This is a genomic window from Granulicella sp. WH15 (genome assembly GCF_009914315.1).
In the GTDB taxonomy this organism is placed as follows: Bacteria; Acidobacteriota; Terriglobia; order Terriglobales; family Acidobacteriaceae; genus Edaphobacter.
Map to the genome: position 1 here is coordinate 1,403,067 of NZ_CP042596.1, position 26,817 is coordinate 1,429,883.

A 26,817-nucleotide genomic window follows, 5' to 3' on the forward strand; every position below is an offset into this window, starting at 1 on the left:
GCGTCCGTGAGTGTCACAAGATTTCAGTTATTCGGAATGCTTCCATTCCAGCAACGTATGCGATTTTCTGTGCCCAGGTGACTGGTGAAGCATATGGGTTGCGCCGTCGGCAACCTGCTTCTGAAAATGCGCGGGCACAACGAAGGATAGCGCATGAGCCTCCGCAAGGAAATAGGGGGCGAGATGAGAATTTTTCACCCAGGTCGAATTGGGACCAAATGCGGCAATCGACGTCATCAGCACGGCGGCGATGACGCAGCCGCGTAGAACCCCAAAGGCCGCGCCCAACAGCCGGTCCAGCAGCCCCAATCCTACGGCGGCGACTGTCCTGCTCAGCAGGCTGGCGACGAGGCTGAATGCGACCACGATTAGAGTCAGCGTGAGCAGAAAGGCCACTACCTCCGCCGTCTCGAACGAGGGAATCCACTGGTTGAGCGTCCGGGCCAACGCCACGTAGTTCCAACTGGCGATGAGAATCCCGGCGATCAGGCCGACGATCGAGAATAGAACGCGAATGATGCCGCGGGAGAATGCGCTTACGGTGGAGCCGATCAGGATCAGGATCAGCACCCAGTCGAAGCCATTCAGCCCGTTCATGATGCAGCCTTATCCCCGCCGGACTCCTCCAGCGAATCCCGCCCCGTGAGCAGGTGGAAGGCCTGCATGTACTTCTCGCGGGTGCGCGCGACCACCTCGTCCGGCAGCGCGGGAGCGGGTGCCTGCTTGTTCCAGTGGATCGACTCCAGGTAGTCTCGTACGTATTGCTTATCGAACGATGGCGTAGGCCCACCCGTGACATACTCGTCGGCCGGCCAGTAGCGGCTGGAGTCGGGCGTCAGCACCTCATCACAGAGTGCGATGCGGCCATCGATCAGGCCGAACTCGAACTTAGTGTCGGCCAGGATGACTCCCTTGGTGGCCGCGTAGGCGGAGGCCTTGGCGTAGATCGCGAGCGTCAGGTCGCGCAGCGCCTCGGCGTACTCGCGCCCGATGGTATCGATGACGGTGGAGAACGGAATGTTCTCATCGTGGCCGCCGGTGTTGATCTTGGCGGCGGGGGTAAAGATCGGCTCGGGCAGACGGTCGGACTCACGCAGACCGGCGGGCAGGTCGATGCCGCAGACCGCGCCGGTTGCCTGGTAGTCCTTCCAGCCGGAGCCGGAGAGGTAACCCCGCACGACGCACTCCACCGGGAACATCTCGGCCCGGCGCACCAGCATCGAGCGGCCCTCGAGCTGTCCGCGATAGGGCGCAAGCGAGGCGGGGAACTTCGAGATATCGGTCGAAATCACATGCGAGGGAACGAGGTCGGCCAGAAAATCAAACCAGAACCGCGAGATCTGGGTCAGGATGCGGCCTTTGTCCGGGATGCCGGAGCCAAGGATGTGGTCGAACGCCGAGATGCGGTCGGTGGCAATGAAAAGCAGGTCGCCGGGCGCGTCGGCGGTGGCGCCGGGCAACGCATAGATGTCGCGGACCTTGCCGCGTGCAAGCAGAGGAAGGGAACCGAGTTCCGTGGTGAGCAGAGCGTCATTCATCTAGTCCAGTATCGCCCACTTTGGGCGGCTGGTGACGTAGGAATCTGCTCGGTTATCTTGCAAGCAAAGACTTTGAAGTTCTCCCGTTGGCCGGAAAGCAAAATTCTTGCTGCCGACCAGCGGGAGGCCCCATGCAGATCACTCACCCATGCAACCCCGAGAACCGCACGAAGTGCCGCCTGCCCGGCGTTAGGGCGCTTTTTATTCTTTAAGCGACTCGCCGAGGCTGATCGTCCTGATCGCGGTTGCGGTTGGTCCTTCCCAAATTGACGCTGACAATCTTGCTAATGCCCGGCTCCTGCATGGTTACGCCGTAGATCACATCGGCCTGAGCCATCGTGCGCTTGTTGTGGGTGATGGCGATAAACTGCGTATTCTTCGCCATGTCGCTGATGAGCTTGGCATAACGGCCCACGTTGGTCTCATCGAGCGGCGCATCGACTTCGTCGAGGATGCAGAAGGGCGCGGGCTGGAACTGGAAGATGCCGACCAGCAGCGAGAGCGCGGTCAGAGCCTTCTCTCCTCCGCTCAGCAGCAGGATGTTCTGCAGCTTCTTGCCCGGAGGCGACGCGACGATCTCGATGCCGGAGGAGTCGGAGTTCGGGTTGTCCGGGTCCGTGAGCCGCATGAACGCCTGTCCACCGCCGAAGAGCTTCGAGAAGGTGACCGAGAAGTTCTCGTTGATGATCTTGTACGCCTCGTCGAACTTGACCCGCGATACGTCATCGATCTCCTTGATCGACGCCTGGGTGTTGGAGATCGAGTCCAGCAGGTCCTTGCGCTGGGTGTCGAGGAAGCTGTGCCGCTGCGAGGCTTCGGCAAACTCTTCGAGCGCCATCATGTTTACCGGCCCCATCTGTTCGAGCCTGTGCTTCAGCGTCCGCGACTCGGTCTCCTGCTCGTTCAGGGCCTCTCCCTCGATGCGGACGATGCTCTCATCGGCGCGCAGCTCCTCGGACGGGATCGCGAGATCGTTCAGGCAGGTCTCCTCGATGTGCTCGAGGTCGGAGCTGAGCTTGGCGGCGTGCGCGGCGTGGTGCGACCGCTGTTCGCGTAGAGCCTCCGTCTCCGCCCGCAGGGCACGCAGCTTCGAGTCCAGCGCGGCGGTCAGGGTGCGCAGTTCGGCCGCCTCGGCGGTCAGGCGAGCGCTCTGCGCGACGGCGGTCGCACGCGTCTCGGCCAGCTCCTCGTGCTGGCTGCCGAGGCCGCTCGTCTCCTCTTCGCGGCGCTGCTTCTCGGTCGCGGCGGAGGCAAGCTGCTGCTCGAGCTGCCCGATGCGCTGCTGCTGCGCGTTGTAGAGGCGCGTGGTCTGCTCGAAGTTGGCCTGCGCGTTGCGCCGCCGCTCCTCAAGCCCGGCCAGAGCGGCTCCAGCAGCAGCTGCGGTCTGTTGCAACTGCTCGCGCTCGCTGCGCAGAGCCTCCACCTGGGCCGTGATCTCGGTCAGTCCAGCCTCCAGCGCGGCCCGCTCGCTCTCGAGCGCCGTTGCCTGCTGCTGACGGCTGGCGATCAGGTCCGCCTTCTGGTTGCGCGCCTCGCGGTTGCGATCGGTCGACTGCATCCAGTCCTGCAAACGCCGCTCGATGCGGGCGCTCTCGGACTCCATCTGGCGCAGCGCCGCGCCGGAGTTGGCCGACTCACGCTCAGCATCGCGGCGCTCGTGGTTCTTGCCCTCGAGAGCGGCGCTGTGAGCCGCCAGCTCGTGCTGCAACTCCTGCGTGCGCAAATCGGTCTCGGTCAGCTCTTTCTCGAGACCCGCAAGCTTATCGGTAATCTCACGCAGCTCGCGCTTCAGCGCCAACGGTCCGCCGGAGCTGGGCCGTCCGCCGGTGACGGTGACGTGGTGGAAGGTCTCGCCGGTGGGCGAGAGGAACCACGCATGGGGATGCTCGAGCGCCAGAGTCCTTGCCGTGGTCGAGTCCGGCGCGACGAAGCCCTCGCGCAGCTTGGGCAGCAGCACCTCCAGAGAGCGGCCAAAGCCGTTGAGCACTCGGATGCACTCCCGCAGCGGCTTGACGCCCTCGCCAGTCGGCTTTGAGAGCGACTCCTGCCCGCCGGCATGGGGATTCTCCGACCCCGGCTCGACCAGGAAGGTCGCGCGTCCGGCAACGTCGGACTTCAGCAGCCGAATCCCGTCATCAGCCGCATCCCAGCTCTTGACGACGATGTAATTCAACTCATCGCGCAGGAACTCGTCAACCACCTGTTCGTATGCACCATCGACCTCGAGGAAGTCGGCGAGCGTGCCCACAATCGGATTCGGTTCGCCGGTGTTCGTGGCCTTCTTGGCGCTGGCGCGGAAGATATTTTTGACCGTATCGGTCGAGTAGGAGTGGTCGCGGATGAGCCCTTCGAGCGACTGTCTGCGCCCGTTGAGACCGGCGACCTCGCCACGTAGCTGGTCGCCGCGACGCTTGCTCTGGTTCTCCTCGGTACGCCCGGCTTCCAGTTGCAGACGCAGCTCGGAGATCTCCATCTCCAACCGCTTCAGCCGGTCGTTCACGCTCTCGAACGAGAGCTTCGCCTGACCGCGTTGCAGGTTCAGGCTCTGCAGCTCCTGACGCGCCGTTTCGGACTCTGAGAGCAGCCGCTCCGACTCGCGATCAAGCCCGGCGAGAGCCGCCTCGGCCTGTGCCTGTTCGTTGCGGATCTGGTTGGCGCGCTGCATCAGTTGCATGGAGTGGCGGCGGTTCTGCTCGGCGGCCTGCTCCTTGCTGTTGACCGCGAAGAGCGCCTGCTGGGCCGCCTGTTGCTGTCGCTGGGCCTCGGCACGCGATCCCGCGGCCTCGCTGTTGGCGGAGTCGAGGAAGCTGCGCTGCTCCTGTTGCTCAGAGGAGAGCGCTGCAAGCTGCGCCCGTGCGGCCTCCATCTCAGCGGCCCCGGAGGCCAGTCGCGCGGTCAGCTCGGCGATGCGGTCGACGTTGGCGGCCGAGCGCGCGGCGATGCGCTCCAGCTCTACAGCGGACTGGTTGGCGGTGGCGCTGTGCTCTCGAATCTGCTGGTCCAGCGAGTAGCCGTGGCGCACGCCCTCGGTGTGCTCCACGTCCATGGATTCAATATCGGCGGCCTGCGCGTCGATCTTTACCGTCAACTCCGCAAGCTGTGCGGTGGTGGAGGTCTGGTCGGCGTCCAACTGAGCGATACGGCTCGAGAGCACCACGCGCAGCTTGGCGCGCAGCTCATCGCGAATCTGGCCGTAACGCTCGGCCTTCGCGGCCTGTCGCTTCAGCGTGCCGATCTGCTTCGAGACTTCCTCGAAGATATCGTTCACGCGGGCCAGGTTCTGCTTGGCCGATTCCAGCCGCAGTTCTGCCAGCCGCTTCTTGCTCTTGAAGCGGGTGATGCCCGCGGCTTCTTCGATGATGGAGCGGCGATCCTGCGGCTTGGCGCTCAGCAACTGTCCGATGCGCTCCTGCCCGATGATCGCGTAGGACTCGCCTCCGAGTCCGGTGCCCATGAAGATGTCCTGAATGTCGCGCAGACGGCAGATCTTGCCGTTGAGCAGGTACTCGGAGTCGCCCGAGCGGAAGAGGCGGCGCGTGATGGTTAGCTCTCCGGCGCGGATCGGCGAGCGACCGAACTTGCGCCGACGAATCTTGAGCACGACATTGTTGGTAGGAGTGGGCAGGGCAGCCTCCGCACCGGCGGCGGCCAGGCTCTCGGGAGTCGGAGCGGGCACTTCGCCTTCGAGGATCGTGCCCGGCTGTGCCTCGGCGACGGCCTCCTCGGTCTCGGCAGCTACCTGCTCGCGGAGCGCGGTCTCGTCCCAGTCGGTGGCCTCGCCCTCCACCATCTCCAGGTCGGGAGCGGAGTCCATGTCGCCGGTGCCGTCGTAGATATCGGGGTCGACCAGGGTGAGCGAGACCTCGGCCATGCCGGTGGGCTTGCGGTCGCGGGTTCCGGCGAAGATGACGTCTTCCATCTTGATGCCGCGCAGGCTCTTGGCCGACTGCTCGCCCAGCACCCAGGTGATAGCGTCAGAGATGTTGGACTTGCCGCATCCGTTGGGGCCGACGATGGCGGCGATGCCCTCGCCCGAGAGCTGGACCTCCGTGCGATCGCAGAACGACTTGAACCCGAGGATCTGAACCTTTTTGAGCTTGAGCATGAGCTTGTGCCGACTCCCTGCTGCCCTTCTTCGACCGCACACGCCAAAGCGTGCAGCCGAAGGCCTGCAGTATGCCTCAACTCTAGTAGCGGACCGGGGCGGAATCAACAGACGGAACGCTACATCTTGTGGATAAGGCGGTACGAATACAAGACTTGGGTGCAGAAGCAGCCGGAATGGGAAAATCTGTCATCATAGCGGGTGTAGACTTGCGCTTCGTCAACTGCATTCCTATAATCCGGTTCATCAGCGTTCATAATGACTTCCCCTACAATTACGCGACGGGTGGACGACGTGACGCATCGACGGCGCATCCCAGTACTTTGTTTAGTCGGCGTTGTTTTTAAGTATCTAAAATATTCGCAGTAACTTAGGAGTCTTGAATGAAGAAGGTAGTGGTCGCATCTCTCCTGGCCGTCTCGGCAATCTCCGCGTTTTCCGTCTCGCCCTTTGCTGCGAGCGTCGCCCTGGCACAGGATGCTGCCGCTCCCGCTGCAGGTCAGGTGCAGATGCCGCCGGCTGAGTTTGCCGTGTACGACAATGCTGTGAACAAGCAGACGACCCCTCAGACTCAGGCTCCGGCCATCGAGGATTACCTGAAGCAGTTTCCGCAGAGCGCGGTGAAGGCCGATGTGTTGCAGCGCCTGATGGTCGCCTATGTGGCGTTCGATCATGCCAAGGCCATCGACGCGGCGGACCGCCTGCTCCAGGTCGATCCGGGCAACCTGCGCGCCCTCACCTTTGAGGTCTTCCTGCGCCGCGAGGCCTCGGACGCGCTCACCGATCCGGCTGCCAAGCAGTCGGCTCTCGATGCCGCCGCCGACTATGCCCAGAAGGGGCTGGCCGCGCCTCAGCCTAAGGGCATGTCGGATGCCGACTACACCGCTCTGAAGGCCACCGCGACGCCGATCTTCCAGTCGGCCGTGGGCGCCTCGGCTCTGGGCAAGAAGGACTACCCCGCGGCCATCACCGCCTTCAAGGCCGAACTGGCCGCGATGCCGGTAGCCGCCACCCAGCAGCCCGGACAGGCTCTGCAGGACACCTACTTCCTGGGCCAGGCCTACTATGCCTCGACCCCTCCCGACCTGGTCAACTGCACCTTCTACGCCACCCGAGCGGCCAGCTTCGCGCCTGACAACTTCAAGGCCCAACTGCAGCCGCTGGCCACCTACTGCTACAAGAAGTACCACGGCGGCACCGACGGCTATGAGGCTGTGACGGCGGCGGCGCAGGCCAACCTGAACCCGCCCGCGGGCTTCAGCATTGTTCCGGCTCCGACGGCTGCGGACATCGTCGCCAAGACGATCGCCTCTACCCCCGACCTCTCGACGCTGGCTCTGAGCGACAAGGAGTACATCATCCAGAACGGCAAGCCCGAGGATGCGGATAAGGTCTTCGCCACGGTCAAGGGCAAGAGTGTCGAGATTCCCGACGGAGTGGTCGTCGATGGATCGACGGTGGACAAGGTCCTGGTCTCGGTCTCGGACGACGCCGTGCAGGGCAAGGTGGCTGACTTTACCTTCAACATGAAGACGCCGCTGAAGGCCGTTCCCGCTGTGGGCACGAAGATCACCCTGCAGGGCGTCTATGCCTCGTATACGCAGTCGCCGGTAATGCTGGTGATGAGCGATGGTGAAGAGGTCGTGAAGAAGGCGGCTCCCGCACACAGGGCTCCGGCACGCCACAAGTAGCTCGAAGCTGAACACGCCCCGTGCCGACGATCGATGGGCCTCGATCGTCGGCACGGGGCGTTTAGCGTTATCCTCTTTCTCCCGGGAGAGGTCTTTGCTATATTTTTGTTCTGAGCCTTTCCGCCGAAAAAACTTGAAGAATCTCCCGACATACGCGGTCTAACGCTCTCGCTTAACATTGTGTCTGTACGCTGCAGGACAAAGTGACTCTAGAGAGTTACTAGGGCTGGGTGGTCAGCCGGTGCAACATAGAGTCAGGTGCGCAATCCGTTGCGGAGTTGCATCTGCTGTTGACTTTGTAAGACCGGGAGCGCCATGAGCAATGTGTTCGCATGTCCGACTGTTGCGGGGGCGCCATCTTTGCCGGATTTTGTGATTGCGTTCCAGCCTATCGTGGACGTCTGCGCCCGGCGTGTGGTGGCCTACGAGGCCCTGACCCGGACCATGGACGGCGCGTGCTATCCGAAGCTGATCGACGGGATGGACGAGAAGACGCTGCGGAGATTTGACCGCGAGATCGCGATCGAGGCCATACGCCGCGCGGTCGAGCTGGGGCTGAAGGATCTGGACGTATCCCTGTGCCTGAACCTGCGGCCCGACCTGCACCCCGAGGCGCTGGACGCGGAGTACCTGCGCCTGGCGGCTGGCACCTGCGGCTTGTCTCCCTCCGAGATCCTGCTGGAGATGACAGAGGAGCACAAGCTGGCTGTGCCGGAGCTGCACTCCCTGCTGGAGCGCAACCAGGCGGCTGGCTTTTACACGGGCGTGGACGACTTCGGAGCAGGCTACTCGGGGCTGGCGATGCTGGTGGAGTGTCGCCCGGAGATTTTGAAGCTGGACCGGTCGCTGGTGCGCGGGATCGACTCCAGCGACCGGCGGCAGAAGATTGTGGCCGCGTTCGCGCAGATCGCCGAGTCGATGAAGACCAGCCTGATCGCCGAGGGCGTGGAGACGGTGGCGGAGTACGAGAAACTGCGGGAGCTGGGCATCCGCTTCATGCAGGGCTATCTGTTCGCGTCGCCGTCGGTGGAGGAGCTGCCGTGGCAGGCTGTTTGGGGCGTGATGCCTCCGACCGAGGCCAAACGCCGTGCCGGCAGGGGAGCGATCGCCGGCTGGCTGGCGGCGGCAGCCGACTTCGACTGCGGCTCCCAGGCCGGTGTTCCTGCGTAGCCGGGTTATTCTCCCAGCATGATCCTGCGGATGCCGTAGGCGCGTCCTGTGGCTCCGTCGCACTCGATCAGCGCCGCGCAGAGCTTCGGGTTGCCCTTGGCCGCCTCGAACTTGCCGGGCATCCCGGTCAGGAACCGTTGCAACACCAGCTCGGTCTCCACGCCGATAACGGAGTCGTACGGGCCGGACATGCCCACGTCGGTCTGGAAGGCCGTGCCCTGGGGCAAGACGCGCTCGTCGGCGGTGGGGATATGGGTATGGGTGCCCAGGACGGCGGTGACACGCCCATCGAGATACCAGCCCAGCGCCACCTTCTCGCTGGAGGCCTCGGCGTGGAAGTCCACCAGGATGACCTTGGCGGTGACCTTCGAGAGCAGTTCGTCGGCCTTGCGGAAGGGGTCGTCGCAGGAGGACATGAAGACGCGTCCCTGCAGGTTGAGGACGGCATACTCCTGCCCGTCGGCCAGGCTGCCCTGGTAGACGCCGAAGCCCGGCGTGTTGACGGCGTAGTTGGCCGGGCGCAGAACGCGGCGGCCGCGGACGTGAGAGTCGGCGGGCACGGTCATGTACTCGAAGATCTCGCGCTTGTCCCAGATGTGGTTGCCGGTGGTAATGACGTGCGCGCCCAGGTCGAAGATCTCTTCGGCTAGCGAGGGCGTGATGCCGAAGCCCCCGGCGGAGTTCTCGCCGTTGATGACGAGCAGGTCGACGGAGTGAGTTTCGAGCAGGTGGGGAAGGTGTTCCCGAACGATGTGGCGGCCGGCTGAGCCAAAGATATCGCCGACGAAAAGAATATTCACTTACCAAGATTACAGGAGCGAGTGTGACGGTTTGATCTTCCCGGCATGGTTTTTTGCGTCCTGCGTTTTTGCTTCGCGGGGCGCGGTTTGCTAGGGTTTCTCCATGTCGACTCTGTTGCGCAGCGTGTTTGCGGTGATCTTTGGATACATGGTGATGATGGTGGTGACGGTGCCGTTGACGCTGATCGCGGTGAAGGTCTTTAGCGCGGGCTCGGGGCACCGGTCCCCGGTCTTCCTGGTCTACAACATGCTGGCGAGCTTTGTGGCGGTGTTTCTGGGCGGCTGCGTCACGGGCCGGATCGCGGCCAGTCAGCGGGTTCGGCATGGATTCATGCTGGCCCTGGTGACGCTGATGATGGCGATGATCTCGGCCTCGCACTCCAAAGGTGGAGGGCCGGTCTGGTATGAGGTGCTGCTGATCGTGACGCCGCCATTCTTCGCGGTGCTGGGCGCGAAGGTGATCGACCGCGAGATCAAGGCTTAAGTGATGAGAAAGCCGCATTTGGGACCCACAATGTGATAGCTTGCTTTGCATGGCGCAAAGTGGACGGTTTGAACTGGGTTTACGGGTGTTGGCGTTGCTTGCACGCGAGCCTGAGACGATGATGACTTCGGCGGCGATCGCGGAGGCGCTGGGCGAGAGCGCGGTGATGGTGCGGCGGCTGTTTCCGCCGCTGCATGAGGCGGGGCTGATCCAGCAGAGGAAGGGACCGGCTGGCGGCGCGAAGCTGAACCTCTCGGCCAAGTCGATTGGGATCGGCGATGTGTTTGCGGCAATTGAGCCGGACTGGCTTACCTCCGGGGAGAAGGCGCTGGATGGTGCGTTGAAGCGTGCTCGTGCGGAGGCGATTGAGGCCATGAACGAGACATCGGTTGCAAGCGTCGTGAAGAAGCTGAAGAAGGCGTAAAGACACCCATTGGTCGGAAGTAAAAATATTTCTTCCGACCAACGGGAGGACCACGCGAAGCAGTAAAAAGGCGTGTAAACGCCCGCCCTCCGCGCAGGAGGCCCGTCCGGCAGGACAGTCTTTTACTTTCCGATCAACTCAAAGTGGCCAGCATGGTCGAGCATAACGACCGTGCGTGTGCCACCCTCGGCGCTGGTGGCTACTGCGGCTTTGCCGTTGACGGTAGCCTGCGTCCCCGGAACCGAGACTCTTGCTGCGACACCTTCAGGCACATCGACCGCGATGGCGGTGACTCCCGCGTTCTTGCGGACGTCCACCTTCAACAGCCCATGCGGAGTCGGCTCAGCTCCTTTGGCCCAAGTTAGATCCACGAGGTCAGGACGAATATCGACGGTGTTGAAGCCCGCGCCGGTGGGATTGATACCCAGCACCTGTTCCATGAGCCATGCGGTCGGTCCGGCGGACCAGCCATGCGCCAGCGAGACAAAGTAGCCGGAGCGGTTGTCGGACTGGAGAGAGGAGTGGAAGTCCTCCTTGTACCAGTCGGGGTCGTAGGCCTCCCAGAAGCTGGTCGCGCCCTCGTTAACCATGCCGCCCCAGTAGGTGCGGATCCACCGGAGCGCCTCGGCGCGATGGCCGACCTCGGCCATGGCGCGGATGACGTAGTAGTTGTAGTACGGCGAGATGATAAGCCCCGCGGTGGGACCAGTGCCGACCGACGCAAGCGAGTTCTTCCAGATGGAGCTGTACTGGCTTGGGTCGGCGGCTCCTCCCACGACGGCGGCGGCGTTGCTCTGCCAGCGCGGGCCGAAGGAGTTGGTCTTAGGGTCGAGCAGGTACTTCTCGGATCCGGCCTTGATGGCGTCGGCACGGGCCTCGTACTTGGCCGCATTGGCGGTGTCCCCGGCCTCGCGGAGCAGCCAGGCCCCCTCACGATAGGCGCGGTAGAACTCGAGCGTGGTGGCTCGGCGGGTCTCGGGCGTATCGCCGTTGAACTCGGGCGACCAGTCCACGTAGAGCCACACATTAGTTTTGTTCACGTAGATGTTGCGCGCGTCGAACTCGCGGTCCACGTACTCGAGCAACTGGACCATGCGGTCGTGCGTGCGGCTCAGGAACTCCTTCGAGCCGGAGTGGCGGTAGTAGTCGGCGACGCCCGTGAACCAGAAGGCCGAGTAGCCCGGGATGCCGTTGACGTGCTGGTCGATGGGCGCTGGCCCCATCAGGCGGTCGAGCGTGTCCTCCATCAGCGGGCGCTCGCCGAAGACGTCTTCGATGACGCGTCCGCTGACGTCGGTATCGCCCATCCAGCGCCCGCGGTCGCGCTTGCTGGCGTCCCAGACGCCGTCCTGCATACACAGGTGGGCGGTGTACGCACCGATCTCCCAGATGCGGTTGAGTATGGGATCGGAGGACTCGAAGGAGCCTTGGTACTCGACCGGGTAGTAAATGTGATCGACACGAATGGCCTTGAACCGCACCTCGGGCGCGCCGCCGAGGAACTGGATGCGGGCGTAGCGGAAGGCGGTCTTGGAGCTGTGGCCGGTGCCGTGCGGCGCAATGGTCATCTGGTTGACGCCGAGGAACGGGGCCTTCATGGTCTCGGATTCGGACTCGCCCATCTGCACCGAGAGCGTGGCTGGGGCGCCGGAGTCGGAGACGATCTCGACGCGCCCGGTAAGCTCGCGGCCGAAGTCGAGGACGATGCTGGGAGCCTCCGCGTTGGTGAGGACACGAGCTGGCAGGTGAACAGTGAACTCGCCCGAGCCACCGGTGAGGCTGTCGAGATTTTCGAGGCTGCCGCGTCCAGCGTAGTGGCTGAGGATTCCGCTTGCCGGAATCTGAAGATGGGCCAGATAGCCGGAGATGCCGTCGTATCCCGGCCAGTTGTAGAGGCCCGCGTCGGCGTTCCACTGGAATAGCTCAAGCGAGCTTTCGATGCCGCCGATGCTCTGAACGGGCTTCCAGCGGGAGTCGTCGAAGCCCGGCTGCTGCCAGTTCTCGGAGGCTGTGGTGGAGCTCTTCCAGTCCTTGCCGCTGCGCATCAGGGCGGGGCCGTTGACGTTCGCAGGCTGCGCGATGATCTTGGCGACGACGACCTGCCCGAAGGTCTCCTGGCGCAGCAGCGCGCTGTTGGCGAAGCCGGTGACGCCGCGCCCGCGCACGGCTTCGATGGCGATGGTATTGGCCCCGGCGTGCAGGTATTTCGCGACGCTGGTGATGAAGACGTGCATTCCCAGCGGCGAGGTAAGGTCGCTCTCCACCTGCTCGGCAAGTTGGCCGTTGAGCCATACCTTCACGCTGCGCGGCCCGGCGATGTAGAGCGTTGCGTCCTGCGGTACGGAGGCCACGTTGAAGCGTTCGCGGAAGTAGTGCGGCTCGGTTTGCTCGGTCACCTTGGGGAAGGTGTAGGCGATCTTCGCGTCCATCGCGGTGTCGCTGGAGGTCCAGATGTACTCCTCGGGCAGCGGCTGGTGATGGCTGCTCTCAAGGTCGGGATGGGTGAGGCCGCGCGTGGGGTCGAGCTGCCGTATCTGGCTCGGTTGCAGCGATTGCGTCAAAGGCAGATCCTGTGCGTTCGCTGCGGCGTTTATGGCCAGCAGCGCAAGGCAGAGCTTGAATCCAGATGCGGCAGTTACTCTCATCCCAATCTCACCCGAGTGTTCCAGTCGATTCCAATACGAAACAGTTTCACGTTATACGCATCTCGTTTACAGTTGGCAATGCCGTCAGGCAGGGATGACTTTATGCTGAAGCTTTACCGTATCTCGATTGCGATTCTTGTCGCCTTTGTGTTGTCGCCTCTTGCACAGGGACAGCCCGCGCCGCTCGATCCGACGCGGAACCTCCACGCGGTTGCCGAGCCCGCGCACACGCCGCTGCCTGAGGAGTACATCTGGACTGCGGACGATGTGACTGTGTTGCGGCCCGATCATGGCAAGTATCCGTGGAACCGGCCGGAGCTGCGCGTGCAGCCGCACGTATTCCGGGCACACTTTCAGGTGGCTACGCTGCCCCATGCCGCGACGCTCTACGTCGCAGGGCCGCGTGAGGCGCATGTGTTTGTAAACGGCCACAAGGTCGATGACTTCTACCTCAACATCGACGAACCTATCGGTTTCCATGTCTTTCATGCGGATGCTGCCAGCGCACTGAAGGTAGGGGATAACGTGATTGCTATAGAGGCTGTGCGTGGGCGCGGCATCGTGAGTGGTGGTGGCCCGTTGGCGACACAGCAGTTGACTTATGGCGAGGTGGTCGTTGCGAAGATCGTGCCTGCGGCCTTTGGCGTGAACGCACCCGCGCTGGTGATCTCGAATAAGAACTGGAGATCGAGCGCGAAGGCCGATGAACATTGGAGCGATCCGGGTTTCGATGACTCGTCGTGGAAGACGGTTCAGTCGCTGGGACCAGTGGAGTCGGATGTAGACCTGCGGCAGTGGTCCGCCGATGCAGGGATGTATGGCTGGCCCGGTTACAAGGGAATGTCGGCTGCGCTGCGCACGTTCGCACTGCCTGCGGCGAAGGTCTCGCATGTGTTCGCGGGGCGGGGAAGTTTTGCCAATCTTGATGCGCTGACGGGGGCTTCGGGAAAAGGATCATTTACAGTTACAAATAACAATACGACAGTGACGGATGCCGATGCACCCTCTCTACTGCTGGATTTTGGCCGTGAAATGGCCGGCCGGCTGCTGGTGGAGTCGTCCTCTTCTGCGGTGAGCACGCTCTCGATCGCTTACGGCGAGTCGGAGATCGAGGCGCTATCGACGGGCATTAGCACAGGGCAGCAAGGCGGCAACTACCTGGGGACGAACCTGCTCGACGTGCCCGCGAACAGCGTGGCCCGTGGGCCGAAGTCGGGCTTCCGCTATGTGCGGATACGCTTTCTGCGCGGCGCCCCGGTGGTGGCGTTCAAGTCGATTCGCGTGGAGGGGATCTACTATCCCGTGACCTACGCGGGCAGCTTCGAGTCGTCGGACCCGCTGCTGAACCGCATCTGGGAGACGGGTGCTTACACCGTACACTTGTGTATGCAGGACGGCATCTGGGACGCAGTAAAGCGCGATCGTGGCCGTTGGGTCGGCGATATGGATGTGGAAGGCCGTGTGATCTCGACGGCGTTCGGCGACAGCGCGCTGATGCAGGAGACGCTGCGGGCACTGGTGCCTGCAGGCGGCGGCCCGGTCAATGGCATCACGAGCTACTCGGCGCTGTGGGTGACCTCGCTCTACAACCTCTACTGGCACGATGGGAATCGAGAGTTTCTCGCCAGTCAACATGATGCGCTGCTGCACATCCTCGCTAACATGGATGCGGGCCTCGACCCAGATGGGATGTTCACCAACGCCAAGCATCAGTGGCTCTTTGTCGATTGGTCGCCGGGCTTATATGCGGTGACGCGAGAGGCGATGATCGGCACCAACATGCAGTATGGGCTGGCGTATCGCGAGGCTGGCGAACTGCTGCTGAGACTGGGCGACAAGGCTAACAGCGAGAGGTATCGCCAGCAAGGCGAGAAGACGTTAGCCGCCGTGCGCAGCCGGTTTCGCGATACCGACGCGCCAACCTATGGTACGACGTGGCAGTTGAATGCACTGGCATTGCGAGCCGAGGACTACGACACGCAGGCGATGCAGCAGGTATGGTCGCGCGTGCTCTCGCACGTCAAGCAGGACGTGCCCACAGACCAGGTGGTGAGCCCTTACTTCAACCTGACGGTGCTGGATGCAATGGCGAAGTCGGGGCATGCGCGGGAGGCGCTCGACTGGATGCGTATGTATTGGGGAGGCATGTTGGCCGAGGGCGCGACGAGTTTCTGGGAGTCGTACGATCTGCGTTGGCCAAAGGGCAACTCGCACCTCTCACTACAGGCCGATGGCACCAGCGGTTACTTCGTCTCGCTCGCGCACGGTTGGTCCTCCGGGCCAACGGCGTGGCTGGCGGAGAACGTGCTCGGCATCACTCCGGCCAGCCCCGGATACGACAAGGTTGAGATCCGCCCGAACCTGCTGGGCCTCGAATACGCCAACGGATCCGTACCCACACCGCATGGGGTCATCGCGATCCACGTCGATCAGCAGAAGGGCATCGAGCTTGATCTGCCGGGCGATATCCAGGCGACGGTAGTGTATGGCAGCCAGACGCATAGCCTCAGCAAGGGCGGACACTACAGCTTCGCGGCGAACTAGACGCGGGTAAGTTTGCGTTCGACGAGCAGCAGGTGTTCGGCTACGAGAACCGTCTCGCCACGCTGATTCTTCACCTCGAGTCCTTCGACGACGATGCCGTGCGCGGGCCGCTTGGCGTCGTCGCGTAGCTCCCTGATGAAGACGCGGACGTGGATGGTGTCGTTGAGAAAGACCGGCCGCACGAAGCGCAGGCGATCGTACCCATAGCTCATGGCGCGCGGGTTGATGGCCCCGGCGGTCATGCCGACGGCCACGCTGAAGACCAGCGTGCCGTGAGCCATGCGCTGGCCGAAGGGCTGGGTCTTGCACCACTCCGCGTCCATGTGGTGCGGGTAGAAGTCGCCGGTCTGTCCGGCGTGCAGCACTACGTCGGTCTCGGTGATGGTGCGGCCGACGGTCTCGCGTTCGGTGCCGAGGATGAAGTCTTCGAAGAACATCTCGCTGGTCATAGTTCGTTCCTATAGGTTTCTGCGTGGTTCCGGTTAGCGGAACACACCCGCGTTGACATACCACTCGCAAACTTATCATCCTGATCGAGAGTGTGGACCATCTTCCTTCCCCTCCCAACGAGGCCATGATCGAGCTTACCGGTATTACCTGGAACCATACGCGCGGCTATCTGCCGATGGTCGCGACCGCGCAACGCTTCTCCGAGCTGCATCCCGAGGTCTCGATCACGTGGCAGAAGCGTTCGCTACAGCAGTTTGCTGACGCGCCGCTGGCCGATCTCGCCGCGCGCTTCGACATGATGGTGATCGACCATCCATCCATGGGCGAGGCCGCGCACGCCGGGCTTCTGCTGAAGCTGGACGAGCACCTGCCGCTGGAGTTTCTGGCCGATCAGGCTGCGAATTCGGTGGGCCAGTCGCACGCGAGTTACAACTACGAAGGCCACCAGTACGCGCTGGCGATTGATGCGGCGACGCCCGTGTCGGGTTGGCGACCGGACTTGCTCGCGCGAGCTGGGGTTGAAGCACCGAAGACCTGGGACGACCTGCTGACGCTCGCGCGGCGCGGACTGGTGACGGTGCCGGCGATCCCCATCGACAGTCTGATGAACCTCTTCATGCTGGCGAATGCGCTGGGCTCGGAGCCCTTTACGACGCGGGGTGAGGTGATCGCGGCCCCGCAGGGCATCGCGGCGCTCCGGATGCTTCGCGAGTTGGTGCAACTTAGCGCGCCGGGATCGATCGAGCGCAATCCGATCAAGACGTGGCAGTTACTGGCCGACTCGGACACGGTGGCATACTGCCCGTTTGCCTATGGCTACTCGAACTACGCACGGCTGGGTTATGGCGCGCATGTGCTGCACAATGGCGGTCTGGTGAGCTTCGAGGGCAAGACGTTGCGGTCGACGCTGGGAGGCGCGGGGCTGGCTATCTCGCGGAGTTGCAAGCATCTGGAGACAGCGCTGGCGTATGCCGAGTTCACGGCCTCCGAGTTGACGCAGAGGACGCTGTACGTGGAGTCGGGCGGCCAGTCAGGGCATCGCGCCGCGTGGCTGAGCGCCGAGGTGAACGCGCACACGCACGGCTTCTTCGCCAACACGCTGCCGACGCTCGATGCGGCGTGGGTACGTCCGCGCTGGCCGGGCTTTATCGGCTTTCAGGATGAGGCTTCGAACCTGGTGCATCACTACCTTGTGCACGGCGGAGAGGAGTTGCAGGTGCTTGAGAGCATGAATCAGGCGCTCAAACAGGCGGAGGGACGGGCATGATGAAGCCACTTGAAGGTCTATTGGTAATTGACTTTTCGCAGTTTCTCTCAGGCCCGTCGGCCAGCCTGCGGCTTGCGGATATGGGCGCGCGCGTCATCAAGATCGAGCGGCCGGGCGCGGGCGATCTCTGCCGTCAGCTTTACATCTCGAACCTCTCGCTCGACGGCGACTCAACGCTCTTTCACTCGATCAATCGCAACAAGCAGTCCTACGCCGCCGATCTTAAAAACCCGGCAGACCTTGAGATTATCCGCAAGTTGTTGCTGCGCGCCGATGTGATGATTCAGAACTTCAGGCCGGGCGTGATCGAGAAGATCGGTCTAGGCTACGACGCGGTGCGCGAGTTGAATCCGCGTCTGGTCTACGGTGAGATAACCGGCTACGGCAACACCGGCCCCTGGCGCACCAAGCCGGGGCAGGACCTGCTGGTGCAGGCGCTCTCGGGGCTGCCCTACCTGAACGGTGATGCCGCGCAGCCGCCGGTGCCCTTTGGGTTGGCGGTGGCGGATATGATGGCGGGCGCACATCTGGTGCAGGGACTGCTGGCCGCACTGGTGCGGCGCGGCATTACAGGGCTTGGCGGCAAGGTTGAGGTGTCGCTGCTGGAGTCGATTCTGGACCTTCAGTTCGAGGTATTGACGACCTACCTGAACGACGGCGGTAAGGCTCCCGAGCGCAGCGCCGTAAACAACGCCCATGCCTATCTGGGAGCGCCGTATGGCATCTACACGACGGCCGATGGTTACCTGGCGCTGGCGATGGGATCGATCCTGCGCCTGGGCGAGCTGCTCGATTGCCCCGCGCTGGCGACGTACACCGATCCGGCCTCGCTCTTCGATCAGCGCGATGAGATCAAGGCGATCCTGGTGCAGCATCTGAAGCATCAGACGACCGGGCACTGGCTTGCGATCCTCGAACCTGCCGATATCTGGTGCGCGGATGTGCTGACGTGGGACCAGCTCTTCGCACACGATGGTTTCAAGGTGCTGGAGATGGTGCAGACGGTGGAGAGCAGGCCGGGTTGCGATCCGTCGGCAACGATGCGGACCACGCGCTGTCCGATCCGCATCGACGGCGAGCTGCTGACCAGCTCCATCGCCGCTCCGAGGATCGGGGAGCATAACCAGGTGATCGCGGAAGAGTTCGGCCTCTAGCCGATGAGGATTGGCCTATGAGCCGTGCGCAGCAGTTCCGTATTGCGGTCCGCAAGTATGCACCGTTTGAAGAGGCGATTCGAGAGCAGTGGCGAGTCTTCGAAGCAGAGGCGCAGACGGGACTCGCACTCGACCTGGTGGCGCTCGATTTACATCCTCTGGAGGAGGCGTTCTTTGCCTCGCACGGGATGCGCGACGGGCGCTGGGATGTCGCGTTCGTGGCAACAGACTGGATTGCGGCGATGCACGCGCAGGGGTGCGCGGTGGATCTTGCACCGCTGCTTCAGGCCGAACCTCCGCAGGATTATCCGGCGGGCTGGACCGACTCGCTGCTACGCCTGCAAAGGGTTGGAGACGCGGTGCTGGGCGTGCCCTATCACGATGGGCCGGAGTGCCTGATCTATCGCGGCGATCTCTTCGAGGATGCCGCGCTGCGTGCAAATTACAGGCAGCTGTTCGGCATGGAGCTTGCGCCGCCAACGACGTGGACGGAGTTCCATCGCATCGCGCGGTTCATGCACCGGCCGGAGCAGGGCATCTACGGCACGGTCTTCGCGGCGTTTCCCGATGGCCATAACTCGGTGTACGACTTCCTGCTCCAGCTCTGGACGCGGGGCGGCGATCTCTTCGATGCCGCCGGGCGAGTTCGCTTCGAGACGCCCGAGGCGATGGAGGCGCTGACGTTCTATCGGGCGATCCTCGCGGACCGTGACGCCGCGCACCCGGACTGCCTACAACTCGATTCGGTCGCGGCTGGCCTTGCGTTTGCGGCAGGCAAAGTGGCAATGATGATCAATTGGTTCGGCTTCGCGACTATGGCGCACACCTCGCCGGACTCGGCTGTGCGGGGGCTAGTGGACGTGACCGATATTCCGCACGAGGGGCAGGGCAGCACGGCCTCGCTGAACGTGTACTGGATTCTTGCGATCGCTGCCGGTAGCCCTCATCCTGAGGTCGCGTGGCGTTTTCTGCGTCATGTGCTGATTCCGGCGATGGATAAGCTGACGACGACGATGGGGGCGATTGGATGCCGTCGATCCACCTGGCACGATGCTGAGGTGAATGCGGCGATTCCGTTCTACCACCGGATTGAGCAGCTCCACGCGAATGCGCGCGAGATTCCGCAGCGTGCAGACTGGCCGCGCATCGCCGCGATCATCGACGAGCTGGTGACGGCAAACATTACTACGGACAGGCCCGTTGCAGAGCTGCTGCGCGATGCTGACGAGAAGCTTGCTTCCGACCAGCGGGAGGACCTCAGAAAATAACTTACCCACACCTTTCCGAGAACGATACGAAGTACTAGCGGCTCTTGAGGTAGTTGCCATAGCCGACGACGAGGGTGGAGGCGACCAGTAACGCGAAGCCTAACGCTCCAGTCGAGCGGGTTTTGCGGCTGGTTCCGCTCCATTCGTGCAACACGGCTCCCCATAGGGTCGCGAAGAGGATTGTGCCCGCCATGTGCAGAGTCCAGCTACTGAAGTCGTAGCGGCCCATCTTGGTCTGCCCCATGGAGTAGAAGAAGAACTGGAAGTACCAGAGCAGGCCCGCGAGCGCCGCGAAGGCGTAGTTGAGGAGAGTGCGGCGTGGGCCGAGGCTCGTGTCTGAGTCGGCAGAGCGGCCAAGAAACTGGCTGGCGGAGCGGTTCCTGAGGAGCAGGCCGCCGCACCAGAGAGCATTGGTCGTAAAGCCTCCCCAGAGTACGACGACGAGCGCGGGCAGACTCTGCCATAGGCCGCTGCGGCTATGAGCTGCGAGAGTGTCGCGGGCGGCATCGCTGATGGGCTTGCCTGCGGCCAGTCCATAGTCGAAGCAGGCACCCATAATCCCGGCAAAGCTGGCGATGACGATGCCGCGGGAGAAGGCAAACTCGCCCCGTCCTCCGGGAGAGGCGGCTTCGTTGGCTCTGGCTCCGGCCAGCTCGCGCTCCTTCATGTGTCCGGCGATGCCGCTGACCACAATAGCCGCGAGGCAGACGGCCACGCCGAGCAGAATGACCTGTCCTGCACGCTCGGCTGCGATGGCGGCGAGCTGGCCTGCGAAGAGCGGCGGCACCAGAGTCCCGAAGGCGGTGCTGAAGCCGAGAGCGATGGTGTAGCCAAGAGCGATGCCCAGGTAGCGCACGCCGAGCCCAAAGAGCAGGCCGCCGATGCCCCACATCGCTCCCCAGAACCAGGCGTAGAAGATCGTGGAGGAGTCGGCGCTATGGAGGATGCGGCCCAGCTCGGGGACGAGCAGCGCTGCTAGCAGCAGGGGAGCGACGATCCAGCTGAAGCAGCCCTGGACGAGCCAGTAGATCTCCCACGACCACTGGCGGATGCCGCGAAATGGCAGGTAGCAGCTGGCCGCGGAGAGGCCGCCGGTCCAGTGGAAGAGGACGCCAAGAAACGGGTTGGGATTCAAACAGGGCTCCTTCTCGAGCTGCACCAGCCTAACCTGCTCGCTGTGGCGTTGTGTTGTCTGCCAGGGGCAAATTGTGTGGGAGAGAGCATGTTCCGCTTAGCGGAATAAATTTACTCCCAGATGAGGCTCTATTGCGGTGTCGGAGAGCAACTCCTGAACCTGGGTCCCAACTCTGCACTGATTCATATACACTTTCTCCCGTTCCGGAAACCGGAATAATAATTCCTTATAGTTCGGAGTTCTTATGGTCGCCTCTCCCACAACTCGCAAGATGACAGATAGCGCCGAATCGTCGATGACTGCACCGGTAAGACGCGGTGATCGCAACGAATCGCAGACCGTGTTGCGTGCCTGCGAAGTGATGAAAGCCTTCCGGTCTCTGGGCGAAGAACTCACGTTGACGGATGTGATCGAGCGCACGCAACTGCCGAAGACGACGGTCTTTCGCCTGCTGCGTACGCTAATTCACGGCGGCCTGCTCGAGCGGGCCAGCTCCGGTGTCTATCGCAATCGCTTCGGCCCGGTCACGGCGCGGCCGTTCCGCATCGGCTTCGCGGCGCAAGGAGACTCGGAGTTCTCGCGCGCGGTGATGCAGAACGTTGAGACAGCGGCGGCGCGGGAGCACGTGCATCTCATCACGGTGAACAACCGTTACTCGGCGCGCGAGGCGTTGCGCAATGCGGACCTGCTTATCAAGGAGCAGGTGGACCTGGTGTTGGAGTTCCAGACCTATGAGCGCGTAGCTCCGGTGATCGCCTCGAAGTTTCTGGAGGCGAATACGCCGGTGATCGCCATCGAGATTCCGCATCCTGGAGCGACTTACTTCGGGGCCAACAACTACAAGGCCGGGTTGATCGGCGGCAAGGCGCTGGGTCGTTGGGCGCGTGAACACTGGGAGGGCAAGGTGGACCAGATCCTGCTGCTGGAGCTGCCCATCGCCGGTTCGCTGCTGGAGTTGCGCATCACCGGGCTGGTCGATGGCCTGCGTAACGAGCTGCCCTCCATCGTGAATGTGCCGGTCGCGCACCTGAACGGGCGTGGCGACTTCGAGCAGGTGCTGGAGGTGGTGCGGCAGTATCTGCGCCGGTCTCCCGCGCGGCGGACTCTGATCGGCACGGTGAACGATGTCTGCGCGCTGGCTGCACTGCGGGCGTTCGACGAGGCCGGGGCCAGCGATAAGTGCGCCGTTGTCGGCCAAAACGCGATCCGCGAAGCGCGCAACGAGCTGCGTCGTCCGGACACGCGTCTGGTGGGCACCGTGGCGTACTTCCCGGAGCGTTACGGCGACGAGATCATTCCGTTGGCGCTGGGAATTCTTCAGAAGAAGTCGGTTCCCTCGACGGTCTTCGTCAAGCACCAACTGGTGACCCCGCGCAACGTGGACCTGATCTATCCGCTGGATGAGCGGCACGACGTCAAGCTCGGCTTTCCCAGTCCCGCGGCGCGGTCGCATGGGGGATTTGCGCTCGCCCGGTGATTCCGCATGTTGGATTGCGCGGACGGCGCAGAACATGGCTGCCAAATGCCCGCGCGCTGGGTTACTCTTCCGCAGACATGGAGCTGGGCACGTCCATGTAGCAAGGATCAGGTCACGTTATGAAGATCTCTCGGAGACAGTTTGTAGCATCCGGAGTCCAGGCGGTTGCTGTAGCCTCGGCGCTGCCTGCGGTGAAGTCGTTTGCCAGTGTTAGCGACGAGCGCGAGCCGCTACGCCAGTTTGGCTATGCCGATGTGCAGCTCACCGGCGGTCCGTTTGCCGAGCAGTATGATGCGCTCCATGCGCACTACCTCGCGCTGTCGAACGACCGCTTGCTGAAGGTCTATCGCCAGCGGGCGGGGCTTCCGGCACCCGGCGCTGATATGGGCGGATGGTACGACCTGGACGGCTTTGTTCCGGGGCACGCTCTGGGGCAGTACATCTCGGGACTCGCCCGCATTGGTGCCAGCACAGGCGACCAGGCCTGCCACCAGAAGGTGCATGAATTGGTCGAAGGATTCGCCGCCACGCTGGGGCCGGACAACCAGAGCATCCTGCGGCCGAAGACGAACCTGTGGGTCGTCTATACGCTGGACAAGCACTTCGCTGGGCTGATCGACGCGGCGACCCTGAGCCAGATGCCCGAGGCCAAGGATCTGTTGAACCGCGTGCTCGCGGGTTCGGAGCCGCTGATGCCTGCGCAGGGACGCGACCGCATCGGCAAGAAAGACCCGCCGTACGACGAGACCTTCGTGCTTCCCGAGAACCTCTTTACCGCCGCGGAACTGACAGGGAATCCGAAGTTCCGGACGTGGGCGCAACGTTATCTGTTGGATAAGGAGCTGTTCGATCCTCTGTCCAAAGGCGGCGATCCCTTTCCCGGCCAACATGCCTACTCTCATGCCATCGCGCTCAGCTCGGCGGCGAAGGCGTGGCTGGCGCTGGGAGATCCGAAGTACAAGCAGGCGATGCAGCAGGCGTTTACCCTGCTGACGACCGAGCAGCAGTTCTCTTCCGGCGGCTGGGGGCCGAATGAGACCTTCATCACGCCGCACAAGGGCCAGCTATACGACGCGCTCTCGACCACGGTCGATCACTTCGAGACGCCGTGCGGCTCTTACGCGGCGACCAAGCTGGCGCGTTATCTGGTGCGCTTTACCCCAGCGCCAAAGGATACACAGCACGGAGATAACCTGGAGCGCGTCCTCTACAATACGATTCTCGCGGTCAAGTCGCCGGACTCGAATGGGGACTATCCGTACTACTCGACCTACTCGCCGGTGGCGCAAAAGGTCTACTACCAAAAGAAGTGGCCGTGCTGCTCGGGCACTCTGGTCCAGACCGTCGCCGACTATCCGCTGAACCTCTACTTCCAGTCTAGCGACGGCCTCTACGTCAACCAGTACACGCCGTCGAAACTGCGCTTCCGCTACGGTGGCGCGCCGGTCGCGCTTACGCAGGAGACGCGCTTTCCCGTGGAAGACACGACCAGCTTACTGCTCCAGCCTGCGCAGCCGACGGCCTTCACGGTGTATCTGCGGATTCCCGCCTGGCTGGCCGGAGCTGCGGCGATCAAGCTGAACGGCAAGCTTCTCGCGGTGGCCGCACAGGCGGGCACATACGCGGCGATCAAGCGCACATGGCACCCCGGAGACCGGCTGGAGTTGACGCTGCCGCAGGGCTTCAGGACCGAGGCCATCGACGACCTGCACCCGGAGACGGTCGCGTTGATGCGTGGTCCGGTGCAGTATGTGGCTCTCAATCCGGACAAGGAACTGAGCAAAGAGAGGCTTGCTCTGCCTGCGAGCCTGAAGCAGTTGGGGCCGCAGTCCTTTGTGGAGAACTATGGCGGCAGACAGATCGTCTTCATCCCCCTGCACCAGATTCAGAACGAGACCTATACGAGCTATTTTTCAAAGGCCTAGATCGGGGCTTGAAAGGATTTGTAACAGAGATGATGACAAATCGAACAGATCGCATCTACGCCCGCTACTGGATCGAGACCGCGTTTCCGCTGGAGCAGGCTGCCGCTACGATGGCTGGCGAGCAGTCCACCGGCACCTTTCTGCGCGTGCCGGGCGAGACAGACGAGCTGCGTGAGCGTTATGCCGCCGTGGTGGAGGGTATTGAGGAGCAGCAGCCGGTCGATGCTCCTAGCCTGCCCGGCTCGGGCACTCCGAAGAACTGGGACGGCGTCCGCCGCACGGCCGAGGTCACGCTCTCCTGGCCGCTGCACAACATCGGGCCTTCGCTGCCCAACCTGCTGGCGACGGTGGCGGGCAACCTCTCCGAGCTGAAGGCCTTTAGCGGACTCAAGCTACTCGATATCATGCTGCCCCCGGCGTTCCTCACGACATACCAGGGGCCGCAGTTCGGCGTCTCCGGCACCCGTGACTTTACCGGCGTCTACGACCGTCCGCTGATCGGCACCATTATCAAGCCGAGCATCGGCATGTCGGCCGAGACCACGGCCGAGCAGGTGCGCGTGTTGGCCGAGGCGGGCATCGACTTCATCAAGGACGACGAGCTTCAGAGCGACGGGCCGCACTGTCCTTTCGAGGATCGGCTGAAGGCCGTGCAGGGCGTGCTGAACCGGCACCGCGACCGCACCGGCAAGCGCGTGATGTACGCCGCCAACCTGACCGGCGATCTTGACCAGATGCTGCGGCGGCACGACCAGATCGTGGCGCACGAGGGAACCTGCCTGATGGTGAGCATGAACTCCATCGGACTGCCCGCGATGAAGATGCTGCGCGCGCACTCGCAACTGGTGATCCACGGCCACCGCAACGGCTGGGGGATGCTGGGCCGCTCGCCCGCGACGGGGATGTCGTTCGTCGCGTTCCAGAAGCTGTGGCGGCTGGCCGGGATCGACCACACGCACGTGAACGGGCTGCGGAACAAGTTCTGCGAGCCGGACCAGTCGGTGATCGCCTCGGCCCGCGAGTGCCTGACGCCGATGTTTCCGCCGCCCGCGCCCGGCTGCGAGATCATGCCGGTTTTCTCCTCCGGGCAGTCGGCCTCGCAGGCCCCCGATACCTACGCGGCGCTGGGCACCACCGACCTGATCTACGCCTGTGGAGGCGGCATTTTGGGGCATCCGATGGGCGTGGCTGCGGGCGTGCTGAGCCTGCAACAGGCGTGGGAGGCCGCCGCCGAGAACGTTCCGCTGGCGACCTACGCTGCCACGAGGCCGGAGCTGGCTGCGGCCCTGAAGCTCTTCGGGAGCTAGTGGATGGCGCTCCTCTACACCTTTTACGGCGACGACTTTACCGGCTCGACCGACGTGCTGGAGCAGCTCGCTTCGAATGGAGTGCCTGCCGTTCTTTTCCTCGGTGTGCCTACGAACGAGCATCTGGCGCGGTTTCCGCAGGTGCAGGCCGTCGGGATCGCCGGGGACAGCCGCTCGCGCTCGCCGGAGTGGATGTCCGAGCACCTGCCCGACATCTTTGCCCGGCTCAGGGAGTTTCAGGCCCCCGTCGCTCACTATAAGGTCTGTTCTACCTTCGACTCGGCACCGGCGCACGGCAGCATCGGACGGGCGATGGAGATCGGGCAAGAGGTGTTCGGGCCAACCTTCGTGCCCATCGTTGTGGGAGCGCCGCACCTGCGGCGATACATCGCCTTCGGCAACCTCTTCGCCTCCGCGCCGGACGGGCGGGTGCACCGCATCGACCGCCATCCGATGAGTCGCCACCCCGTGACGCCGATGCAGGAGCCGGACCTGCGCCTGCATCTGGCTCGCCAGACTGCGACGCCCATCGGCCTGATCGACACCCCGATGCTGCAAGCCGGAGCGGCACCGGAGGAGCTGGCGAGGTTGCTGGCGGAGGGCAAGCAGGCAGTGCTCTTCGACACCATCGACTACGCCACTCAGGCCACAGTGGGCAAGCTGCTCTGGGGAGAGGCGCAGCGGCAGCCGATCTTCTCCACCGCCAGCTCTGGCCTGACGGCGGCGCTGATCTTCGCATGGCAAGAGGCTCGTATGATCCCGCAGGCAGCTCCAGCCGTGGCGGTCGAGCCATGTTCCCCTCTGCTGGTCGTCAGCGGCTCCTGCTCGGCGGCGACCGAGCGGCAGCTCCGCTATGCGCTCAGCCACGGCTACCACGGGATTCCGCTCGACCCGTCTGCGCTGCTCGATCCGGTAACCTCTCTCGCGACGAGGGAAGCGGTGATCGAAGAGGCGGAGGAGACACTGGCGGCGGGCCGGGATACGATCTTTTACACCGCGCTGGGATTGCCTTCGGAGCCTGCGCATGGAGATCAACTGGGACAGGCGCTCGGCGATCTTCTGTGTGAACTACTGGAGCGGACGGCTGTGCGGCGGGTGCTGTTGTGCGGCGGAGATACCTCCTCCCACGCAGTGCAGCGGCTGGGGCTCTATGCGCTCACCTGGGCCGCCGATCTCCAACCGGGAGCACCCCTGTGCCGTGCCCATGCGGATTCGCCTCTGGACGGGCTGGAGCTGGTGCTGAAGGGGGGTCAGGTAGGCACGGACGACTTCTTCGATGTGGTGCGAGGATCGAGTCTAAGGAGTTAAAGTTTAAGATTCATATATTCCGTATAAAATGTTGCAAATATGAGCATTGAGATCTGTGTATTGCCTGCGCTCCTTGAAAGTTGGGTTATCGGCAAAAGACAGAGGTTCCCAGCGGCTAAAGCCGC

Annotated in this window: 19 protein-coding genes; 12 read left to right on the forward strand and 7 right to left on the reverse strand. The window is 63.3% G+C overall.

Features of this window, described 5'->3' with window-relative positions; genetic code table 11:
• Window positions 1–27: 27 nt before the first annotated feature.
• From FTO74_RS05965 to smc, 3 genes are all read right to left on the reverse strand, one after another.
• A complete protein-coding gene (locus FTO74_RS05965; RefSeq protein WP_162537318.1) occupies window positions 28–597 on the reverse strand; it encodes a CvpA family protein in 570 nt (189 codons plus the stop codon).
• A complete protein-coding gene (locus tag FTO74_RS05970; RefSeq protein WP_162537319.1) occupies window positions 594–1,538 on the reverse strand; it encodes a phosphoribosylaminoimidazolesuccinocarboxamide synthase in 945 nt (314 codons plus the stop codon). The genes FTO74_RS05965 and FTO74_RS05970 overlap by 4 nt, the downstream gene beginning before the upstream one ends.
• Before the next feature lie 208 nt (window positions 1,539–1,746).
• The gene (smc, locus tag FTO74_RS05975; protein ID WP_162537320.1) at window positions 1,747–5,643 is read right to left on the reverse strand and encodes a chromosome segregation protein SMC; all 3,897 of its coding nucleotides are present in this window, start codon (window positions 5,641–5,643) and stop codon (window positions 1,747–1,749) included.
• Window positions 5,644–6,026: 383 nt separating this feature from the next.
• On the opposite strand from smc, the gene FTO74_RS05980 reads away from it, so the two are divergent.
• A complete protein-coding gene (locus FTO74_RS05980) occupies window positions 6,027–7,334 on the forward strand; it encodes a hypothetical protein (RefSeq protein WP_162537321.1) in 1,308 nt (435 codons plus the stop codon).
• A 315-nt stretch (window positions 7,335–7,649) separates the two neighbouring features.
• A complete protein-coding gene (locus FTO74_RS05985) occupies window positions 7,650–8,504 on the forward strand; it encodes an EAL domain-containing protein (RefSeq protein ID WP_162537322.1) in 855 nt (284 codons plus the stop codon).
• 5 nt (window positions 8,505–8,509) lie between these two features.
• On the opposite strand, the gene FTO74_RS05990 is transcribed toward FTO74_RS05985, so the two are convergent.
• Complete coding sequence (locus tag FTO74_RS05990) at window positions 8,510–9,304, reverse strand: TIGR00282 family metallophosphoesterase (protein ID WP_162537323.1); 795 nt, start codon at window positions 9,302–9,304, stop codon at window positions 8,510–8,512.
• Window positions 9,305–9,407: 103 nt separating this feature from the next.
• Between FTO74_RS05990 and FTO74_RS05995 the strand changes: the two genes are divergently transcribed.
• A complete protein-coding gene (locus tag FTO74_RS05995) occupies window positions 9,408–9,788 on the forward strand; it encodes a hypothetical protein (protein ID WP_162537324.1) in 381 nt (126 codons plus the stop codon).
• A gap of 49 nt (window positions 9,789–9,837) precedes the next feature.
• The gene (locus FTO74_RS06000) at window positions 9,838–10,212 is read left to right on the forward strand and encodes an Rrf2 family transcriptional regulator (RefSeq protein WP_162537325.1); all 375 of its coding nucleotides are present in this window, start codon (window positions 9,838–9,840) and stop codon (window positions 10,210–10,212) included.
• A gap of 122 nt (window positions 10,213–10,334) precedes the next feature.
• Here the strand turns inward: FTO74_RS06000 and FTO74_RS06005 are convergent, their stop codons facing one another.
• Window positions 10,335–12,857 carry an alpha-L-rhamnosidase C-terminal domain-containing protein gene (locus FTO74_RS06005; RefSeq protein ID WP_162537326.1) on the reverse strand — a complete coding sequence of 841 codons (2,523 nt, stop codon included), beginning with the start codon at window positions 12,855–12,857 and terminating at the stop codon, window positions 10,335–10,337.
• Window positions 12,858–12,959: 102 nt separating this feature from the next.
• On the opposite strand from FTO74_RS06005, the gene FTO74_RS06010 reads away from it, so the two are divergent.
• Entirely contained in the window at window positions 12,960–15,401 is a 2,442-nt protein-coding gene (locus tag FTO74_RS06010; protein WP_162537327.1) for an alpha-L-rhamnosidase C-terminal domain-containing protein, read from the forward strand.
• Here the strand turns inward: FTO74_RS06010 and FTO74_RS06015 are convergent.
• Window positions 15,398–15,850, reverse strand: coding sequence for a MaoC/PaaZ C-terminal domain-containing protein (locus FTO74_RS06015; protein ID WP_162537328.1), 453 nt, complete (start codon window positions 15,848–15,850; stop codon window positions 15,398–15,400). The two genes, FTO74_RS06010 and FTO74_RS06015, sit on opposite strands and share 4 nt — an antisense overlap.
• A gap of 125 nt (window positions 15,851–15,975) precedes the next feature.
• On the opposite strand from FTO74_RS06015, the gene FTO74_RS06020 reads away from it, so the two are divergent.
• From FTO74_RS06020 to FTO74_RS06030, 3 genes are read left to right on the forward strand one after another with little or no spacing between them, the layout of a single operon-like run.
• Window positions 15,976–17,118: an extracellular solute-binding protein gene (locus FTO74_RS06020; protein ID WP_162537329.1), complete on the forward strand. Its 1,143-nt coding sequence runs from the start codon at window positions 15,976–15,978 to the stop codon at window positions 17,116–17,118.
• Window positions 17,115–18,272 carry a CaiB/BaiF CoA-transferase family protein gene (locus FTO74_RS06025; RefSeq protein ID WP_220399088.1) on the forward strand — a complete coding sequence of 386 codons (1,158 nt, stop codon included), beginning with the start codon at window positions 17,115–17,117 and terminating at the stop codon, window positions 18,270–18,272. The genes FTO74_RS06020 and FTO74_RS06025 overlap by 4 nt, the downstream gene beginning before the upstream one ends.
• Before the next feature lie 17 nt (window positions 18,273–18,289).
• Window positions 18,290–19,540 carry an extracellular solute-binding protein gene (locus tag FTO74_RS06030; protein WP_162537330.1) on the forward strand — a complete coding sequence of 417 codons (1,251 nt, stop codon included), beginning with the start codon at window positions 18,290–18,292 and terminating at the stop codon, window positions 19,538–19,540.
• Between the two features lie 34 nt (window positions 19,541–19,574).
• Here the strand turns inward: FTO74_RS06030 and FTO74_RS06035 are convergent, their stop codons facing one another.
• Window positions 19,575–20,675, reverse strand: coding sequence for an L-rhamnose/proton symporter RhaT (locus FTO74_RS06035; protein ID WP_162537331.1), 1,101 nt, complete (start codon window positions 20,673–20,675; stop codon window positions 19,575–19,577).
• A 271-nt stretch (window positions 20,676–20,946) separates the two neighbouring features.
• On the opposite strand from FTO74_RS06035, the gene FTO74_RS06040 reads away from it, so the two are divergent.
• From FTO74_RS06040 to FTO74_RS06055, 4 genes are all read left to right on the forward strand, one after another.
• Complete coding sequence (locus FTO74_RS06040) at window positions 20,947–22,152, forward strand: substrate-binding domain-containing protein (protein ID WP_220399089.1); 1,206 nt, start codon at window positions 20,947–20,949, stop codon at window positions 22,150–22,152.
• A 119-nt stretch (window positions 22,153–22,271) separates the two neighbouring features.
• The gene (locus FTO74_RS06045) at window positions 22,272–24,077 is read left to right on the forward strand and encodes a beta-L-arabinofuranosidase domain-containing protein (protein ID WP_162537332.1); all 1,806 of its coding nucleotides are present in this window, start codon (window positions 22,272–22,274) and stop codon (window positions 24,075–24,077) included.
• A 29-nt stretch (window positions 24,078–24,106) separates the two neighbouring features.
• Window positions 24,107–25,384, forward strand: coding sequence for a ribulose-bisphosphate carboxylase large subunit family protein (locus FTO74_RS06050; RefSeq protein WP_220399090.1), 1,278 nt, complete (start codon window positions 24,107–24,109; stop codon window positions 25,382–25,384).
• A gap of 3 nt (window positions 25,385–25,387) precedes the next feature.
• Window positions 25,388–26,692 carry a four-carbon acid sugar kinase family protein gene (locus tag FTO74_RS06055; RefSeq protein WP_162537333.1) on the forward strand — a complete coding sequence of 435 codons (1,305 nt, stop codon included), beginning with the start codon at window positions 25,388–25,390 and terminating at the stop codon, window positions 26,690–26,692.
• The last annotated feature ends 125 nt before the right edge of the window (window positions 26,693–26,817 follow it).

Bases quoted from the DNA above. Each gene is read 5' to 3' on its own strand.
- FTO74_RS05965 (WP_162537318.1), bottom strand. From the start codon at position 597: ATGAACGGGCTGAATGGCTTCGACTGGGTGCTGATCCTGATCCTGATC.
- FTO74_RS05970 (WP_162537319.1), bottom strand. From the start codon at position 1,538: ATGAATGACGCTCTGCTCACCACGGAACTCGGTTCCCTTCCTCTGCTT.
- smc (WP_162537320.1), bottom strand. From the start codon at position 5,643: ATGCTCAAGCTCAAAAAGGTTCAGATCCTCGGGTTCAAGTCGTTCTGC.
- FTO74_RS05980 (WP_162537321.1), top strand. From the start codon at position 6,027: ATGAAGAAGGTAGTGGTCGCATCTCTCCTGGCCGTCTCGGCAATCTCC.
- FTO74_RS05985 (WP_162537322.1), top strand. From the start codon at position 7,650: ATGAGCAATGTGTTCGCATGTCCGACTGTTGCGGGGGCGCCATCTTTG.
- FTO74_RS05995 (WP_162537324.1), top strand. From the start codon at position 9,408: ATGTCGACTCTGTTGCGCAGCGTGTTTGCGGTGATCTTTGGATACATG.
- FTO74_RS06000 (WP_162537325.1), top strand. From the start codon at position 9,838: ATGGCGCAAAGTGGACGGTTTGAACTGGGTTTACGGGTGTTGGCGTTG.
- FTO74_RS06005 (WP_162537326.1), bottom strand. From the start codon at position 12,857: ATGAGAGTAACTGCCGCATCTGGATTCAAGCTCTGCCTTGCGCTGCTG.
- FTO74_RS06010 (WP_162537327.1), top strand. From the start codon at position 12,960: ATGCTGAAGCTTTACCGTATCTCGATTGCGATTCTTGTCGCCTTTGTG.
- FTO74_RS06015 (WP_162537328.1), bottom strand. From the start codon at position 15,850: ATGACCAGCGAGATGTTCTTCGAAGACTTCATCCTCGGCACCGAACGC.
- FTO74_RS06020 (WP_162537329.1), top strand. From the start codon at position 15,976: ATGATCGAGCTTACCGGTATTACCTGGAACCATACGCGCGGCTATCTG.
- FTO74_RS06025 (WP_220399088.1), top strand. From the start codon at position 17,115: ATGATGAAGCCACTTGAAGGTCTATTGGTAATTGACTTTTCGCAGTTT.
- FTO74_RS06030 (WP_162537330.1), top strand. From the start codon at position 18,290: ATGAGCCGTGCGCAGCAGTTCCGTATTGCGGTCCGCAAGTATGCACCG.
- FTO74_RS06040 (WP_220399089.1), top strand. From the start codon at position 20,947: ATGACAGATAGCGCCGAATCGTCGATGACTGCACCGGTAAGACGCGGT.
- FTO74_RS06045 (WP_162537332.1), top strand. From the start codon at position 22,272: ATGAAGATCTCTCGGAGACAGTTTGTAGCATCCGGAGTCCAGGCGGTT.
- FTO74_RS06050 (WP_220399090.1), top strand. From the start codon at position 24,107: ATGATGACAAATCGAACAGATCGCATCTACGCCCGCTACTGGATCGAG.
- FTO74_RS06055 (WP_162537333.1), top strand. From the start codon at position 25,388: ATGGCGCTCCTCTACACCTTTTACGGCGACGACTTTACCGGCTCGACC.